Source organism: Siminovitchia sediminis (assembly GCF_042680885.1).
Classification (GTDB): domain Bacteria; phylum Bacillota; class Bacilli; order Bacillales; family Bacillaceae_C; genus Siminovitchia; species Siminovitchia sediminis.
This window is the reverse complement of the sequence record NZ_JBHUEO010000002.1, coordinates 94,310-111,932: the sequence shown is the minus strand read 5'-3', so window position 1 is coordinate 111,932 and position 17,623 is coordinate 94,310. Positions and strand designations below refer to the sequence as shown.

18 protein-coding genes are annotated in these 17,623 nt (G+C 42.2%); 4 read left to right on the top strand and 14 right to left on the bottom strand.

Features of this window, described 5'->3' with window-relative positions; translation table 11 throughout:
• On the top strand, window positions 1-892 hold an 892-nt coding region (locus tag ACFSCZ_RS00970), incomplete at its 5' end, for an ABC-F family ATP-binding cassette domain-containing protein (RefSeq protein WP_380771636.1).
• A 37-nt stretch (window positions 893-929) separates the two neighbouring features.
• On the opposite strand, the gene ACFSCZ_RS00965 is transcribed toward ACFSCZ_RS00970, so the two are convergent.
• The 9 genes from ACFSCZ_RS00965 to ACFSCZ_RS00925 form a co-directional block, all read right to left on the bottom strand.
• Window positions 930-1,802, bottom strand: coding sequence for a DUF421 domain-containing protein (locus ACFSCZ_RS00965; protein WP_465270184.1), 873 nt, complete (start codon window positions 1,800-1,802; stop codon window positions 930-932).
• Between the two features lie 8 nt (window positions 1,803-1,810).
• Window positions 1,811-2,017 (bottom strand): DUF1657 domain-containing protein, encoded by a 207-nt coding sequence (locus ACFSCZ_RS00960; protein WP_380771632.1) that lies wholly within the window; start codon window positions 2,015-2,017, stop codon window positions 1,811-1,813.
• Between the two features lie 65 nt (window positions 2,018-2,082).
• The gene (locus tag ACFSCZ_RS00955; RefSeq protein WP_380771630.1) at window positions 2,083-2,286 is read right to left on the bottom strand and encodes a DUF1657 domain-containing protein; all 204 of its coding nucleotides are present in this window, start codon (window positions 2,284-2,286) and stop codon (window positions 2,083-2,085) included.
• 317 nt (window positions 2,287-2,603) lie between these two features.
• Entirely contained in the window at window positions 2,604-3,668 is a 1,065-nt protein-coding gene (locus ACFSCZ_RS00950) for an AI-2E family transporter (protein WP_380771628.1), read from the bottom strand.
• Window positions 3,669-3,783: 115 nt separating this feature from the next.
• The gene (gene trhO / locus ACFSCZ_RS00945; protein WP_380771626.1) at window positions 3,784-4,752 is read right to left on the bottom strand and encodes an oxygen-dependent tRNA uridine(34) hydroxylase TrhO; all 969 of its coding nucleotides are present in this window, start codon (window positions 4,750-4,752) and stop codon (window positions 3,784-3,786) included.
• A 653-nt stretch (window positions 4,753-5,405) separates the two neighbouring features.
• Window positions 5,406-5,945, bottom strand: coding sequence for an integrase (locus ACFSCZ_RS00940; RefSeq protein WP_380771625.1), 540 nt, complete (start codon window positions 5,943-5,945; stop codon window positions 5,406-5,408).
• 134 nt (window positions 5,946-6,079) lie between these two features.
• Window positions 6,080-7,537 (bottom strand): amidase, encoded by a 1,458-nt coding sequence (locus tag ACFSCZ_RS00935; RefSeq protein WP_380771621.1) that lies wholly within the window; start codon window positions 7,535-7,537, stop codon window positions 6,080-6,082.
• A gap of 315 nt (window positions 7,538-7,852) precedes the next feature.
• Window positions 7,853-9,094 carry an MFS transporter gene (locus ACFSCZ_RS00930; protein ID WP_380771618.1) on the bottom strand — a complete coding sequence of 414 codons (1,242 nt, stop codon included), beginning with the start codon at window positions 9,092-9,094 and terminating at the stop codon, window positions 7,853-7,855.
• A gap of 6 nt (window positions 9,095-9,100) precedes the next feature.
• Complete coding sequence (locus ACFSCZ_RS00925) at window positions 9,101-9,424, bottom strand: DUF1033 family protein (RefSeq protein ID WP_380771616.1); 324 nt, start codon at window positions 9,422-9,424, stop codon at window positions 9,101-9,103.
• Window positions 9,425-9,598: 174 nt separating this feature from the next.
• Here ACFSCZ_RS00925 and ACFSCZ_RS00920 point away from each other — a divergent pair, with 174 nt between their 5' ends.
• On the top strand, window positions 9,599-9,841 hold the full coding sequence (locus ACFSCZ_RS00920) for a YkuS family protein (RefSeq protein WP_380771614.1): 243 nt from the start codon (window positions 9,599-9,601) through the stop codon (window positions 9,839-9,841).
• A 51-nt stretch (window positions 9,842-9,892) separates the two neighbouring features.
• On the opposite strand, the gene mobB is transcribed toward ACFSCZ_RS00920, so the two are convergent.
• Genes mobB through moaA form a run of 3 tightly spaced genes read right to left on the bottom strand, consistent with a single transcriptional unit; the run spans window position 9,893 to window position 12,703 of the window.
• The gene (gene mobB / locus ACFSCZ_RS00915) at window positions 9,893-10,408 is read right to left on the bottom strand and encodes a molybdopterin-guanine dinucleotide biosynthesis protein B (protein ID WP_380771612.1); all 516 of its coding nucleotides are present in this window, start codon (window positions 10,406-10,408) and stop codon (window positions 9,893-9,895) included.
• Window positions 10,378-11,667 (bottom strand): molybdopterin molybdotransferase MoeA, encoded by a 1,290-nt coding sequence (locus ACFSCZ_RS00910; RefSeq protein WP_380771610.1) that lies wholly within the window; start codon window positions 11,665-11,667, stop codon window positions 10,378-10,380. Before ACFSCZ_RS00910 ends, mobB begins: the two co-directional genes overlap by 31 nt.
• 25 nt (window positions 11,668-11,692) lie before the next feature.
• Window positions 11,693-12,703, bottom strand: a complete 1,011-nt coding sequence (moaA, locus tag ACFSCZ_RS00905) for a GTP 3',8-cyclase MoaA (RefSeq protein ID WP_380771607.1) — start codon at window positions 12,701-12,703, stop codon at window positions 11,693-11,695.
• 184 nt (window positions 12,704-12,887) lie between these two features.
• On the opposite strand from moaA, the gene ACFSCZ_RS00900 reads away from it, so the two are divergent.
• Window positions 12,888-13,466 carry a LemA family protein gene (locus ACFSCZ_RS00900; protein ID WP_380771605.1) on the top strand — a complete coding sequence of 193 codons (579 nt, stop codon included), beginning with the start codon at window positions 12,888-12,890 and terminating at the stop codon, window positions 13,464-13,466.
• Window positions 13,466-14,230 carry a TPM domain-containing protein gene (locus ACFSCZ_RS00895; protein ID WP_380771603.1) on the top strand — a complete coding sequence of 255 codons (765 nt, stop codon included), beginning with the start codon at window positions 13,466-13,468 and terminating at the stop codon, window positions 14,228-14,230. The genes ACFSCZ_RS00900 and ACFSCZ_RS00895 overlap by 1 nt, the downstream gene beginning before the upstream one ends.
• A 560-nt stretch (window positions 14,231-14,790) precedes the next feature.
• Here ACFSCZ_RS00895 and ACFSCZ_RS00890 read toward each other — a convergent pair.
• Window positions 14,791-16,710, bottom strand: coding sequence for a vWA domain-containing protein (locus ACFSCZ_RS00890; RefSeq protein ID WP_380771601.1), 1,920 nt, complete (start codon window positions 16,708-16,710; stop codon window positions 14,791-14,793).
• A gap of 11 nt (window positions 16,711-16,721) precedes the next feature.
• On the bottom strand, window positions 16,722-17,597 hold the full coding sequence (locus tag ACFSCZ_RS00885; protein WP_380771600.1) for an ATP-binding protein: 876 nt from the start codon (window positions 17,595-17,597) through the stop codon (window positions 16,722-16,724).
• Window positions 17,598-17,623 lie beyond the last annotated feature (26 nt).

The following is a 17,623-nucleotide window of genomic DNA, read 5'->3' as shown; positions in this document are numbered from 1 at the left end:
CAGCCAGCTGGCCCAAAAAATGGCCCAAGAAGCAAACAAAAAGAAAGAAGAAAAAATAAAAGAACTTCAAGCGTTTATTGCAAGATTCAGTGCAAATGCTTCTAAATCCAAGCAGGCGACATCCAGGAAAAAACTCCTTGACAAGATTACTTTGGATGATATCAAACCTTCTTCCCGGCGTTATCCATATATTGCCTTTGTACCGGATAGAGAAATTGGTAATGACCTCCTGACTGTACAGGGGCTTTCCAAAACAATTGATGGCGTCAAAGTCCTTGACAATCTCAGCTTTACCATGAATAAAGATGATAAAATCGCACTGGTCGGAAAAAATGAAATAGCAAATACGGTACTTCTGCAAATTCTTGCAGGTGAGATGGAACCGGACAGCGGATCATTTAAGTGGGGTGTTACCACTTCGCAGTCTTATTTTCCAAAGGACAATTCAGCCTACTTTGAAGGCAGTGAGTTAAATCTTATTGATTGGTTGAGACAATTCTCGCCGCAGGATGAAACGGAAAGTTTTTTACGAGGATTTTTGGGGAGAATGCTTTTTTCCGGGGATGAAGTGTTAAAAAAAGCATCAGTACTTTCAGGTGGCGAAAAGGTTCGCTGCATGCTGTCAAAAATGATGCTCAGCGGTGCCAATGTTCTGCTCTTTGACGACCCGACAAATCACTTGGACTTGGAATCCATTACTGCCTTGAATGATGGGTTAATAAAATTTAAGGGGTCCATGCTGTTTACGTCTCATGACCACCAGTTTGTCGAAACCATTGCTAACCGCCTGATAGAAATAACTCCGGCAGGTATTGTTGATAAATATATGACATATAATGAATATTCGGAAAACGAGCAGCTGCAAAAACAAGTTGAAAAAATGTATGCATGAAATAAAGGGTCGTCCCATTGGCGGATGACCCTTTTGGTTAATGGATCAGGTACTTTTCCGTCTTTTGAACAAGTTCTGCAAGCTTCTTTGAATGCTTTCTGTACATTTCCTTTGCATCCTTATGATCCGTACTAAGTGCAAAGCTTTCCAAATCAGATTGAGATTTTTTCAATGCGCTGAATAACAGAGCTTTTTCCTGAGGTTGCGGAAGCTGAATTTGATCATCATATAAATCGGCGGTGAACTGTCCGTAAGCATCTACTTGCCCCACATAAACATTATCAAGCGAAATTCCTTGCTTTTCCAGTTCGGCATCCAGCCACTCCCGCGTTAAACCGCATCCTGCCAGTCCTGCATCCATAATCTTGCCTTCCAAAATGACTGTTTGAGGTACTTTTACCGGTGCAACTTCCAGGTTTAGATCTTCAGGTGTGACCGGCTGTTTTTCTTTTTTTAATAAGACGCTTAACTCACCATTTGCTTCCAACACGGCAAATTCAACATCAGAAACTTGAAATGCATTCTTCTTTCTTAATAAATGCATCAGTTCTTCGACCGTATATTTTTGTTTTGTCAGATTTTCTTCATGAATTTTCCCATCCTGGATGACAACCGTTTCCTGCCCTTCTATAAAGTCTCTCGCTTTCTTGCTTTTAATTGAAAGAATGCCTGCGAAAATTGGAATGGCTGCCCATATTAACATACTGTACAAACCGTGAATAAAATCTTTATCCAGGCCTACTGAGACTTCAGCAGCGATGCTTCCGATGGTGATTCCCGTAACATACTCAAAAAATGATAGTTGGGACAGCTGCTTTTTGCCCAGCCATTTGGTTAATAAAAACAAAGCAAATACCAAGATGCCTGAACGAACAATGATATCCAGCCATTCTGGAGTATTCAAGCTTATGCCTCCTTTTATGAATTCTTATATTGAATTTCTTCTTCCATCATTCTTTCAATCCTCTGCTGTAAATCTGATATTACCGGCTCTGTTTCGATCATACATTCATGAAAAACGGCTTTAGCCTTTTCATCAGTACTTACGAGTGCAAGTTTGCTGAAGGTCGCCTGGATCCCCTTGATCGTCGCCAATGTAGTTTTGACATCAGAAAGGACAGTCATCTTCCCTACCTCCTCATTTGGAAAAAAAGGAACAGAAGCAGACCGTTCTGTTCCTTTTATTGAATTTATTCGTTATATTGCGGCTCTTCCTGCAAGATTTCCTGGACTCGTGGTTCCAGGGCATCGATAATCTCTTGTGTTTGCTGTGCAGTCATTTGATACAACTGCTTGGCTTGCTGATTGTCTGTTTGAAGGGCAAACCCTTCCAGACTGGCCTGTGCACTTTTCAATCCTGTTAATGTCTGCTTCACATTATTAATGACAGTCATATGGTGAACCCTCCGATAAGCATTGTTCCTAAGAACGTTCCTATTTTATGAAAAAGCCCATTCATTATAAGATGAAAAATATAACAATGACTTAAGGTGCAGAGCACTGGTAACAAAGCGAAATGAAATGAGGATGTTTTTTAGCTCCTGTAAGCCGCCCGGAAGGGGTGAGCAGCATTTTACTTTCATGCGCACAGGCTAAGCCCTTGATCTATGGTGCCGGATCTGCTTTTATTCTACAAAGAACAGAACTTTATCAGACAGGAAAAAGACGCCTCCAAAAGGAAGCGCCATTGAGTCGTTTGTTCCAATCACTGCTATTCCAACTTCCAATATCGGTACATGTGGCTGACAATGACTTTTAATAAGGCATAGACCGGAACCGCAAAGATCATCCCAAATAAACCGCCAAATTTTCCAGCTACCAAAAGGACAAAGATAATCGTCAATGGGTGAACATTCAATTTTTTGCCCATAACCAGCGGTGAAGTAATATTACTGTCTATTTGCTGGGCAATGACCACGACCACAACTACTAGCAGCGCCTGTAAAGGGGAATCAAGCAAACCGACAATCACTGCAGGAAAAGCCCCAAACCAAGGGCCGATGAACGGAATGACGTTTGTGACCATTGCTATCAATCCAAGCACAAGTGAGTAATCCAGCCCGATAATTAAGTACCCGATATAGGTGGTTAGCCCAACACAAAAGCTGACAATCATCTGCCCCTGTATATAGGCACTTAAGGCCCCGTCCATGTCGTCCAAAATATCCTCAGCTTCCTCTTTATGCCTTCTAGGAAGTATTTTATAAAGAAATTTGGGTGCCTGTTCCCCGTCTTTTAACATGAAGAATAAAACAAAAGGCACTAATACAAGAACCATTACCGTATTTGCAATCATTCCTATAGCATTCGCAGCCGTTGCTCCGGCATTTTCCAGCATGTTTTTTGCATTGTTTTCAATGTATGCAGTTATATTTTCGACATAGTTGCTTTCCTGGAAATTTTGGAACCAGTCTTTTTCCATAATGGATAAGACCCATTGTTGAACACTCGTTATGTAGGAAGGCAGATTCTCAACAAAATGATTATACTGCCGCTGAAGTTCAGGTCCAACAATAAAGACAATCGCTGTCATTAAGCCTGCAATTCCGAGAAAAACTAAAATAATGGCCAGTGTTCTCGGCATTTTTTTCTCCAGCCGGTTGACAAGCGGTCTCAGCAAATAGTAAAGAACCCCGCTCACAATAATAGGCGGCAATAACGTTTGTACGATGATCACTAAAGGAGTAAAAATAAAACTGATTTTTGTCCCCAGAAAGATGATCAAAAATAACATCATCACGCCTATTCCCCATCTGAACCACTTCTCTTTAACCATATCTTCTCCCCACTTCTATTTAAACAAGGATATGTTTATTATCGCATACAACTGTATAAAAGTTCTACGAAAAAAAGAAACCCGCCATCAAGCAGATGAACGGGTTCAAAATTATTTAGTTTAAAACTTTTTCTACTTTCAATTGTTGGATGCGTTCTTGTACTTCTTCTTCAGTTAAGTTGTGCTCCTTAATATAAAGATTGCGCGGATGCTCCCGGCAATCATCTGAACAGCTCCTTAAATATTTATGTTCATTTTCTTCGGAACACAGGAACTGTCGGTTGCATTCCGGGTTTGCACAGTTCACATAACGCTCACAAGGTTCGCCGTCAAAATAGTCTCTTCCTACAATCACATGTTCCTTCTGGTTAATGGGAACTGAAATCCTTTCATCGAAAACGTAGCACTTTCCGTCCCATAATTCTCCTTGTACTTCAGGATCCTTGCCGTATGTGACAATTCCGCCATGGAGCTGCCCCACATCTTCAAAGCCCTCTTTTTTGAGCCAGCCGGAAAACTTCTCACACCGAATTCCCCCGGTGCAATAGGTGAGTATTTTCTTACCTTCCAGCAATTCTTTGTTGCTTCGAACCCAATCCGGTAGCTCTCTAAATGTTTTAATGTCCGGGCGTATGGCACCACGAAAATGGCCGAGATCATATTCATAATCATTACGGGCATCTAAAATGACCGTATCTTCTTCCTGCATGGCCTCGTAAAATTCTTTTGGACTTAAATATTCGCCAGTCAGCTCGTTCGGGTCAATATCATCTTCCAGTCGCAAGGTAACTAACTCTTTACGCGGACGTACATACATTTTCTTGAACGCATGCCCGTCTGCTTCATCTATTTTAAATACCATTTCCGCAAATCGGGGATCTGCTTTCATCATGTTCATGTACCGGTCTGTCTGTTCAATCGTTCCAGAAACCGTACCATTAATCCCTTCATGCGCGACAAGAATTCTTCCTTTCAGTCCGGTTTCTTTGCAAAATTTCAAATGCTGTTTTGCGAATTCTTCCGGATCCTCAATGGGTACATAATGATAATACAATAAAACTCTGTACTCTTTTGTTGTTGTCATGTGAAATACCACCTATTATTTATATTTGCAAGATACAAAAGTAGGTTGCGTTAAAAATTATACTACCAATTAGAATCATTGGCAAATGGACGTTGAATGGTTATATATTTTGAAATTTCCCGTTTATCATGTATAAATTAATAAAACAGAGGAGGGATACGCGATAAAAAAAGAAAGGCCTGAAACGCCATGCAACACTTCAACACCTGTCCCGGCATCGTATGATAGACTTGCAAACTGGCAAAAATGAAAAAAGCAGGAAAGAATACAGCAGATAGGCGGTTGATCAAGCCTTACAGATTTTACAGGTATTTTGGCATCCTTCAGGCCAAAACCACTTCCATGAAGAAGAAATTGTATTGTCTGCATTTGCCCAATATACTTCGATCGACAGGCAGAAAACAAAGATTTGCTGTTGGAACATGTTTTCCATCCGTTCACCCATTATGGAGATTCAACAATCACCTTCAGCTGATATTGGAAAAAATGAAGGAATTGGGAGCCTTTCTCGAAAGCTTTATCGGGAAAGCAGAGCGCGTCATATTCCCTATCATCGAAAAAAAGGTTGCCTGAAAAAGAGCTTGCAAAGCTTGCTGCTTCCCTTCAGGAATGAAGAAAAACTTCATTTTTTTCAAAATGAAGTTTCATCTGCCTTATGCAATTTTCTCAGTTTGTTCTACAAGCTTTTCATATGCCAAAAGATGTTTCTGATAGGAGTCAACATATGTTTGTAATGAGAGGTTTTTAAGGATTTCAAACGTTTTCCAGCCGACGATGTCATATGCACTGTTTATCTTTTGGGCATTTTTCCATGCAGTTTTTTCAAATTCAATATTCATTTTATGCTCTTCAATTAAGGCGGAAAGCAGCTGTCTGTCTTTATATCGCTCTTCCCCGGAATACTGACTTTTCAATTCATAAATTTCAATCGTTCGATCCAAAGACGCAAGAAGGGATTCACGGTCTAATGCATGGCCAAGCTCATGAAGCGAAAAGGTTTTAACATAATCATCCAGCGAAATGCCGTGCACTTCTTTCTTTATCGCCGACTCAATCCGCGTTGCATCGTATCCAATGTAGTGGAAAATAAAGTTGTAGCTCATATTAATCCCAGAGTTCTCCTGCTTGACTGGAAGTTCCATCCCTGCGACATGCTGCGTAAACAGAATCCATTTTTTTATATTTTTATTCATTCTTTCCCCCGATTGCATACCGTTGTATCTCTTTATAAATCATTGTACCAGTTGAGTTTATCTAATATTTTATCATATATAGCAAAGAAGAAAAAGTGTGTTTTTAAACGAAAATTTGTATATAAATAGATTATTTAAGAATCATGCAGTCTGCAGCGCTGGAAACGTGCAAAACCCTTTTCTATGATTTCACCTAATTGGAACAGTGCTTCCTCATTTCCGTTTTTGCTGATGAACTGGACTCCAAATGGGAGTCCTCCATCATCTTTGCCAAGGGGAACTGTGAGGCTCGGCAATCCCCAGACGTTGGCATAGGCTGCAAAAGGCATATATTTTTTAAAAGTTTTCCTGATAGAAAATATCTCACTGTACAGCTCACCATGAAAAGGGGCGGTACGATGATAAACAGGAAGAACGAGAATATTACGGTCAAAAAATTTTTCGTTTTGACGATCTCCCTTTTCAATCGTACGCTCAATCTCCAATATTCTTTTTTTACCGGGCTTAAACAGGCGGGCACCGATCAAAGCCCAAGTCAGAAAGACATGATAATCGGACTTCCCTGATATTTTTTCTTTTATAAAATGAGTAATGACGGAGCCTGTTCCCGAAAAGCCAGCCTCCTTCGCTGTGGATTTTCCCCCGTCAATAGACATCACTTCCTGCCAAATACTTGCACTTTCATTAAAAAATGGAGGTGTTTCTATTCCGACCTCAAAAAACTTGTTTAAATAGTCTATCATTTCTTCCAGTTTCTGTTCAATGAATTCATGTAGTATGGCAGAACCCTTGGGCAGCGTATAAATTGTAAAATCATGAACGTTCATTCTGGTGTCGTACTCATGATCGGCAATGGCTTGATAAACCATTCTTGCATCCCTGACTGACTTTGTGATAGGCCCAATTCCGTACATTCTTTGCTGAAGCGGATGCAAAACTTCCGGGTAGCTCCCTGCATGAGAAACCCTTCCCCTTCCTGATTTAAATCCAATCACACCATTAAAATGGGCCGGAAACCTTATGGAGCCGCCGATATCAGACCCAATTCCGGCTGCCGCTCCCCCTAGTGCAATCAAGGCGGCTTCTCCACCGGAAGAGCCTCCCGGAGTCCTGTTTACATCCCATGGATTATTTGTTCTTCCAAACAGCTTATTGTCGGTTTCCTGACAGAAGCATAAAGAAGGTGTATTGCTCTTACCAAGTATAATGGCCCCTTCGCTTTTCAACTTTTCAACGATACGTGCATCTGTCGATTGTTTTTGCCGAGATCGAAGATGCAGGCCGCCAGTCGTATGCATCCCTTTCACATGAAATGATTCCTTTATGGTTACAGGTATGCCAGTCAGGCTTCCTGCCTCATTTCCCTGGGCAATGAGGTGATCAGCTACCTCTGCTTCTTTCAATGCATTAGAATAGCGTTCTTCTACAATGCCATTTACAGCCGGGTTCACCTGCTTTAAATGGTCAATATACTTTTTTGTTATTTCTAACGATGTTAGTGTACGTTCTGTCAGCTTTTTCTTAAGTTCGGTGGCGTCCAGATCACGGACATCCACTGGTTTTTCGGATAATGGAGACTGGGATTGAAGCATCATAGCACCCCTTCAAACAAATCTCGTCTTTCTTTCCCTATTCGTTGAAGGATTGCTTTATTCCTTCTCCATTAAGAAAAAGTGCAAGTGCCTCATCAGTGCAGACAAACAAACGGTTCCGGAAAATCATTTTCTTCAGCCAGATATCGTGTCAAACACTTCGCAACAAGCTTCCTAGAAATGCGGATATACCCTATGCACAAGGTAAGCGGAGCTTCCCGGGACATTTCATCGGAGAAAAAGAAAGCAGGTATATAAACTCATCTGCATGAAGAAAACCCCGGCTGATTATCATGCCGGGGGATCCGATTCTTATCAAGTACGAGGACGTGTCAGTTCCCTTACCTTCTCATCATTGGGCAGCAGCCACGTCAATACTCCCACAAATGGCAGCAGGCCGCAAAGAATCATAACAAAGCGGATGCTGTACAAGTCTGCAAGTATCCCGAGCAGGACCGCTCCAACGGCCCCCATACCAAAGGCAAGCCCGACAATGAGACCGGACACCATTCCCACCTTCTGTGGCATCAGTTCCTGTGCATACACGACGGCTACACTAAAACTTGACAAAATCACAAATCCTATAATAAAGAAAATCGGTATGACCAGAGCCAACGGAACAAACGGTAAAATGGCGGTAAGCGGTGCAGCCCCTGCCATGGACAGGAAAATCATGTTTCTTCTCCCGAAACGGTCTGCCAATGGACCACCGAAAAAGGTACCCAATACTCCTGCAAACATAAAAATAAAGACATATAATTGGGCATGCCTGACAGTGAGCCCATAATCTTGTATTAAATAAAATTGATAAAAGTTATTAATGCCCGCTACATAAAAAGATCTGGCAAAAACAAGAAAAACAAGCAAACCCATGGCCATTTTAATTTTTCTATGAATCGGGGCTGCATTTTGAACAGCAGTCGCTCGGCTTTTGAGACTGAATCGCCCTTCTTGTATCTGTCCTTTATACCATCTTGACACATACAACAACAAGATAATTCCAGTTATGGTGACTATTGTAAAAGCAAGTGCTCCCCTTTGTCCCAGAGGCACAAAAATAAATGCTGTAAACACCGGTGCCAGTGACTGTCCAAAGTTTCCGCCCACCTGATAAATGGATTGGGCCAGCCCCCGTTTGTTCCCAGCTGCCATATAAGCAACCCTGGACCCTTCGGGATGGAAGACAGCAGAACCGATCCCGATAAAAAAGACGGACAGCAAAATGACGTAAAAGTTCGGGGATAAAGCAAATCCGATTAAACCAATCATACTCATAAACATTCCGGCTGGAAGCAAAAAAGGAGTTGCCCTCTTATCCGCTATATAGCCGAAGACAGGCTGCATAACGGAAGCAGTCATATTCAGCACAAATGCAATCCAGCCAATTTGAGCAAACGAGAGATTTAAACTTTGCTCAAAAATAGGGTTCATAGCCGGGACAACCGACTGAATTGAATCGTTTAACAAATGGCTGCCGCTCATGGCAAATAAAATGCCATAAACTGTCTGCTTGGTTTGGCTAGTCGGAGCAGCTGCGTTTTTAGTTTGAACACTCATCTACATTCATCCATTCACCGTTTTTTCAGTAAACTCATAAGGTTCGCCATTTAGTAAGATCAATAAACCGTAATACAACTGTAAGTCATCTTCGCACTGTTCGCAGTATGCTCGATCCCCTTCGTTCCAGAAGGCAGCCAAAGAAGTTTTTTTCACCTTAACATATTGACATTTATTCTTTAATTCCCGGAATCGTGACATATACCGGCGGATAGCAGCTTCTTTTTCCGAGAAAGTATACAGTTCGATGATGTCATTTCTCCATTCAGGGAAAAACCACCACGGTTCGCTCTCGCCTTTCATCACGATGACTTCCCATTGCTGAACCACGCTTTGTTCCTCCAAACTGTAACATAAACTATTGCCATATCTGGCTCTATGACCTATGCAGTCAAGTAAGACCATTATACATTTAGGATTGTTCAGCCACCAATGAATATGCTTAAGAAATCAGTTTAGGAAATAGTAAACATGGAATGATAAAAAGAGGAGGAGGTGCAAAACATGAGAATCGGTGTAGAGGAAGGATTGAATAATGTATCCCAGGCTTTGGAAGCCAAGGGATTCGAAGTGGTCACTCTTGCCAATGATTCAGAATTAAATAATGTAGACTGCTGTGTAGTAACCGGAATGAATTCCAACTTAATGGGGATACAGACGACTTCTTCAGAAGTCCCGGTTGTTGAAGCAAGCGGTCTTTCTGCAAATGAAGTGTGCCAAAAAGTAGAGCAAAAGTTAAATCAATAATAAAAGAATCAGGCGCGGGTAAACCATTTGTTTATCCGACGCCTGATTCTTTCAGTGCTGTTTACATACAATATTATTGAAAAACCATTTAATGAAAGGTTCTGTCTCCTCCAATCGGAAAAATGGAATAGATCGCTGGCCGATCATCTGTCTCCGGGAAACCACTGCAACAATATTGGACAGTTCATCCAACAAAAAATCATCCTCCCTATTGCGCAATAAAACGACCTTTGGGCAGGACAATTTTTTATATCCTTCCACCAGTATAATATCCAAAGGCAGCAAATCATAGATTTGCAAAATATCTTCCAGTTTCCATTGGTTTTGGGACACCTCTATATGTAAACTCCCGGCTCCTTCTACAGCTGCGGCTGTTGCACCGGCGGCCATATGCCGGCCTGTATCTTTATCGTTCACGGCCCGATCGGGCTTTCCTCCGTGGCCATGATGTTTGATCGTGCCTATACGGAGCCCCTTTTCCTTGCACGCTTTAATCAATTGCTCGATCAGGGTCGTTTTTCCGCTGTTTTGAAAGCCTACAATTTGGATAATTTTTTTTCCTGCCACGGTACACCGCTTCCCTGTCGATCCTCAAGGAGAATGATATCTGCTTGATCCCCTTTTTGATAACCTCTTGTCCCACCTGGAAGGACGATAAGACAATCTGCCCATGCAATAGAAGTGACAACTCCAGATTTATCCAATCCTACCGGCTCTGCAAAGATTTTGCCCTCTTCATAGCTAAGCTTGCCTCTGATAAATCTGCTAAACGGATTCGGTTTTGGAAAATCAGCTTTTAATTCACCGGTTACAAAACGGTTATACGGCAGCTCCGAATGCATCCAGTATCGTATATAAGGTTTTACAAAAAATTCAAATCCTACATAACAGGCTGATGGGTTGCCGGAAAGGCCAAACAGCAGCTGTCCATTGATTTCAGCACAGCTTGTCACACTTCCCGGACGCATAGCAATTTTGTTAAATAATAATTTTGCACCAAGCCTTTTATAAATTTCCGGCATATAATCAAAGTCCCCGACGGATACGCCGCCGGTTGTGATAACAATATCGCATTCTTCCAGTGCAGTCTTTAACGCATGATATAACGTCTCCAGGTCGTCAGCACAGTTCTCATACCTTTTATATAAAGCTCCTGTGCGCAAAACTTGTGATTGCAGCATATAACCGTTGCTGTCCCGTATTTTTCCCGGTTCCAGTTCGTCCTCAGGACCCAGTAATTCACTCCCGGTTGCAATAATGCCTATAGTTGGCTTTTTGCCGACTTTTACCCGGCTGTAGCCAAAGGTAGCCAACAACGCCTTTATCCCGGGATTAATTTGAACTCCTTTACCAATAAGCTCGGTCCCTTTTTGGGCATCCTCCCCTTGAAAAGAAAGGTTGTCACCCGGCTGAAGCTGCCTTTTTATTTCAATGAGTTTCCTGCCGTTTTCATTCCTCTCATTTACCAGTTCAAGCATGATCACACAGTCGGCTCCTTCAGGAATTTGCGCCCCCGTCATAATACGAACAGCTTCCATGGAGCCGAGTTGTTTCAGAGTCACCTGTCCTGCGCCTATTTCATCAATGACTTCAAATAATAAGGGGTGTTCTCGTGATGCATTTTTCGTATCCCGGGCTCTTAATGCAAATCCGTCATATGGAGAGCGGTCAAATGGGGGTACATCATGGTCTGCAATTAATGGAGAAGCAAGATACCGCTCATCACAGTCGTGTATAGATACTGTTTCAACTTCCCCTCTTTTTTTATGTTCCATCACCTTATCGATTGCTTCTTTAACCCAAATGGGCTTCCTTCTCTCCAGCACTTATTCACCAGTCTCCTTCCATTCATTATCCTCCGATGTAAGACATCTCAATCTTCTCTCTTGATTTTGCACTTTCTTTTGTCCGTTCGTCAGAATAGCGGTCTTTCCGTTGATTCCAGATCGATCGGATCTCCTTGATTAATGGTTCCTCTTCATGAGTTGAACGTACAATCTCACGAAGGTCATACCCCTTGGAGGCAAATAAGCACGTATAGAACTTCCCGTCTGCCGAAAGACGTGCTCTTGTACAGCTTGAACAAAATGATTCAGACACAGAGGTGATGAAACCCACCTCAGTATCCGTATCTTTGTAACGGTAGCGTTTGGCTACTTCTCCAAAATAATCGGGATCGACAGGCACCAGATCAAATTGTTCTGAAAGCAATTTAAACATTTCTTTTTTGGTCACCACTTTACTAAAGTTCCAGCCGTTGGAGTTGCCTACATCCATGAATTCTATAAAGCGAAGTGTGACACCCAACTCTTTAAAATGCTTGGCCATAGGAATGATTTCGCTTTCATTGATTCCTTTTTGAACGACCATATTTGCCTTAACGCCCAAACCTGCTTCTCTTGCAGCTTCGATGCCTTTCAAAACTACATTTGAGCTGACGCCCCGCCCGTTAATTTTCGAAAAGACTTCATCGTTTAGCGCATCGAGACTGACATTCACTCTGTGCAGCCCTGCATTCACCAGATCTTTTGCCAATTTTGGCAGCAGCACTCCATTGGTGGTAAGTCCAATGTCCTTAATTCCCGGAATATTTTTCAATCTGGCAATCAGGTGTGCTACATCTTTTCGGAGAAGCGGCTCCCCTCCAGTGATTCTTAATTTGGTTACACCCAGTTTACTAAAAGCAATCGCCAAACGTTCTATCTCTTCAAAAGATAAAATTTCACTTTTTGGCAAGAATGGAAAATCCGGGCCAAATATATCAGCAGGCATGCAATATTGGCATCGGAAATTGCATTTATCTGTTACGGATATTCTGAGATCTTGCAAAGGCCGGTTTAATCCATCTTTTATTCCGTTCATTCACTTCAGCTCCATTTCCGTTCCTTACGCAAGGTTTATATCGATTGTAACATTTTTCCGGTATGGAATCATTCTTTAAACTGCCGATCGTTCTATTTTTGTTCTTTTTGGGTAAATAAAAAAGAAAAGAACTGAAACTATCTTTACGTTTAATCGTTATACTAAGGGTGAGGGGTGAGAGAAAATGAAAAGAGGACTAGGAGCTATGATTGGGGTTATCGTTGTGTTGGCCTTGATCATCATTCCGTTGTTGAGCAGTTATAATGGATTTATTCAAGCTGAAGAAAATGTGGAACAGAAACATTCCCAAATTGAAAACCAATTGCAGCGACGAGCGGACTTGATCCCAAATCTGGTAAATACCGTCAAGGGGTACGCTGCACATGAGGAAGATGTGCTTGGGGACATTGCTGAGGCTCGTTCAAGACTGATAGGTGCCAATAGTGTTCAGGAACAGGCAGAGGCGGATGATTCGTTATCAAATGCGCTAAGCAGGCTGCTTGTAATAGCTGAAAATTACCCGGAACTTAAAGCGGATAAGCAGTTTACCCAGCTGATGGATGAACTGGCAGGAACAGAAAATAGAATTTCCGTTGCAAGAATGGACTACAATGAGGAAGTCACAAATTACAATAAAAGAGTCAGACAATTCCCCAGCCGGATTGTTGCTTCCATTTTTGGATTCGACACAAGAGAATATTTTCAAGCGCAGGAAGGGGCCGAGGAAGCACCGAATGTAGACTTTGAAGGGACTGGAGATTAATGAGGCGGGGTCTTCTCCTCCTTTCCTTTCTATTCTTTTTCATCAGTCACCCTGCTGGACAGATCGTCCAGGCCGCTTCCATCCCGAAGCCTGTTGGCGATATTTATGTACAGGATTTTGCAAATGTCCTATCGGAGAATGAGGAGCAGGAATTGGTGGAGCTTGGAAGGTATTTAGACGATCAGACACAAGCACAGATTGCAGTATTAACTGTCGAATCTCTTGAAAATGAAACTGTAGAGGAATATGCATTGCAGGCATTTCGGGAATATGGCCTTGGCAGTAAAGAAAATGACAATGGCGTTCTCCTGCTATTGGCACCCCAGGAACGAAAAATTAGAATAGAAGTGGGCTATGGGCTAGAGGGCGCTCTGCCGGACGGAAAAGCAGGAAGAATTCTTGACAGCTACGCACTTCCTTATCTGGAACAAAATCAAATGAACCTGGCTCTTATGAATACGTATAAACAATTATTTAATGAAGTCTCTCAGGAATACAATTTGCAGAAAACAGCAGATGCGGAAGGTATTGAATATAACAATACCGAGAGTATATCCCCCTTTACCATGCTGATCTTAATCCTGATTTTTGCCGGTTTAATCTTTTTGGATTACCGCTTCCTGGGCGGAGCCTTCACATTAACAATCATAAGAATGCTCGCCGCTATCCTAAGTAGAGGCGGTGGTGGAGGCGGTGGCTTTGGAGGCCCAAGATCAGGCGGGGGCGGTTCCTCCGGAGGCGGGGGTGCGAGCAGAGGCTGGTGAATAGAAAAGCGCAGGACGGCTGCACAGGGGCGACTAGCGCTGGAGGAAAAACAAGGAAGGCCGCTCTTTGCCTTCATTGGTTTTTCGAAGCGACCTCGAGCCCCTGCCGTCCGAAGCTGGACAATTAGAAAAGCGGAGGCGCCTTGACCAGCCCCGACAAGCATAAGACTGGCGCTGAAGAAGGCGTAGTTTGCCTTCAGCAGTGACGGGCTTATGACCTCGAGGGGCTAGGCGCCGAAGCTGGACAATATAGAAAAGCGCAGGACGGCTGTACAGGGGCGACTAGCGCTGGAGGAAAACCAAGGAAGGCCGCTCTTTGCCTTCATTGGTTTTTCGAAGCGACCTCGAGCCCCTGCCGTCCGAAGCTGGACAATGAAGAAAAGCGCAGGACGGCTGTATAGAGGTGACTGCGCGAAAGACCAGGGAAAACATAGTTTTCCTTCGCTGGTATTTTATTAAGAAAATTAAAATCAAGCCATCTTTTTTACTCGGTTCCAGGCTTTTCCGCATATCGGTTTAGTTTGTATGTCTGTAACAGATGCTTGGCTTTAATTTTTCATCTAAACCTGCAGAGATTGCCTCAACAATCTTTTGAGCAAAGGAAAAAGCACATCAGGAAGATCCTCTACATACGGGGCAATAATACTTTTGTTTCCATAAATATTTTCAAATACCTTTTTCTGTTCAAATTCAAGGCCGGAATTTGAAAGAAAAACATTAAAAACCTCTATACCTTTCTTCCGGACGTCCTTTACAGCTTCATGTGTATCCAAAATACCATGATGATGGTGATAATCAAATGCAGCCGGTTCCCCATCCGAGAAAACGATAAGAAATTTTTGTTTTTCGGGTCTCCGAATAAGCTTTTCAGCCGCGATTCTGATGGCATACCCATCTCTATTATCTTCCATGGCTTCCATCACCATGATTTCAGGTCCGGTCTTGGACTGCAGCGAAGAAGAAAAAGTAACGGCCTCCATAAAATAATTGGGCTGATCGTCAACCGTTGTATCATTGGCATCCTCCCAAAACCCGATAATTTCATGCGGCACATTCACGGACTTTAAGGCTTCATGGAACAAAACCACGCCCCGCTTGGTCTCTGTCATTTTATCGAACATGGAGGCGGAACAATCGACAAGCAGAATAAAAGCAGCATCCATCTCTTTTCCGGGCATAGTTTTTTTATAAAAGATGTTTGGCTGATCCTCTGTATAATAAGACAATAAATTTTTTCCAAGACGTCCCATTTTTAAGTGGGTGCGTTGTTCATTTTGCTTTTTCTCCGTCATTCGCTGCAACAGTTTTTTTAGTTTTTTGTGATAAAAACGAACCTCTTTTTCGAGCCGGGAATATTCTGCCCTCTCTTGGAGATCCGGTCTATCCGGAGTGACAAAAATAGGGCGTGCATGTTGATTGGCCTTGCCGAATGTATGTTTGTTTCCATTTTTTCTTTTATGTGGTGGAGCGCCTATTAATTCCTGCCGGGAAAATTCTTTTTTCTCCGACTGTCCGCTTTTTCCTTGAACAATGCCAAGAGCTTGGTCTTCTTCCCCTTCTCTTCCATTTGCACCATCAATGCCTGTTTTTGTTCCCCGTTTCAATTCAAATTGCAAAAAACTTTTTCCGGGCCTTTGGATTTCCCTGTGCCAAGTTCCCATCATATCCTTTTGTACCTGTTCATCTCCTCGTGTTGCTTCTTCTGACGATTCGTCATTTTGGAGAGGGTCCTTCCTTTTTAAGTCTGCATATAACTCGTTGCGGATGTTTTGTCCAGGTACCGGAAGATGAAGATACTCGTTAAGCATATCCGATAGAAAAACCTCATCGGCCAATTGAATGACCTTCGTACAGACTTCCACGCAGTCTTTTGTTGACTGAGTATCGAACAGCCCCTCCAACCGGATTCGCAGTTGAGGAATCGCACTGTCCAACTCCGGATAAAAATGAGGAAAAGAAAAAAGTGTACCTGCGGTATGAAGCATTAAATAAACTGCATTAAAAAAAGCATCAGTAAACATGCTTTTTTGCAGATTTACCATTAACTGGGATTCATGGTACTCTGCGTAAACTTGACGGCGCAACTGAAATTCATCAGCCATTCCGGGCCTGTCTTTCTTGCATAGCTCTTCTACCCTTATATCTTCAGCAAGCATTAACAGCTGCCGGGCAAAGCCGGAAATTTTAGCTGACTGTATTTTTCTCCGGTAAGTCTCAATAATGTTGAAGTCAGTATATGTCTTGTTTCCATAAGCCCGTAAGTAAATGTCACTCTTCATTCCAGCCTTTTTAATAGGCTGAAGGCGATGATTCCAAAAATGACTGACATATACTTTTTTTGTATTTTGGCTTAAATAAGAATGCACACGTATTTCTGCTTCATATTGACTGGATCTTGCCAGGGTTTTTGCCAGATCTGTCAATTCTAATATTAGCGGAGTATCTGTTTTTTCATCATTAAAGTCAATAAAACGATTCATTGGATCCACCTCTATTTGAATAATGTGGAGGCAATATTCTGGACAGCTGCTCTTTCCCGTTCTTCCTCTAGTTTATCCGATATCCCTCTTTTGACAGCTCTGAGAGGGTCCATGAAGACAGCCAGGTCACACGTATCAATTAATGCGCGAACAGAGGCTGCTTCTTCTGGAATAATTCCATTTTTTACCTGAACGAGCAAGTCTGCCGATAAGCTGACAAATTGATGGATGAGCTGTTCATTTTTTAGCTGACTTTCCTGCAAGATCACTTTCTTTAATATATCGCCTTGCACATAAGGAATATCAATGACGATGAACCGATTCTTTAAAGCCTCGTTTAATGGAACAGATCCAATATATCCTTCATTGATTGCTGCGATAACTCCAAATGTTTTCTTTGCCTGTACAACTTCAGCTGTCAAAGGATTCGTCAATCTTCTTCTATAGTCCAGAATGCTGTTTAAAATGGGCAGTGTTTCCGGTTTGGCCATATTGATTTCATCTATATATAGTAAATGTCCCTTTTCCATAGCTTGAATAACAGGACCCGGGATAAACTCTATTTTGCTTATTCCCTCACGCTGGTTAATTGTTTTGAAGCCGAGGAATGCTTCGGTATCTGTATCAATAGAACAATTGACACTATGCATAGGCTGATGGAATATGCGGGATAAAGATTCCGCAAGTTTGGTTTTACCGGAGCCAGTAGGTCCTTTCAGCAAAATATTTTTTCCAAGCGATAGAGCGATGACAGCATCCAATACAATATTTTCGTCCTCAGCCAAAAACTCCTGGCCTCCAATAAGATGCTCTGCATCGTGTGAGAATGCATTTCTTCTTTGATCAATCAATTGTTTAACATCCTCAGGCAGTTGATTCAGGTTCACCAATTAACCATCCCTTCTTTTTATAA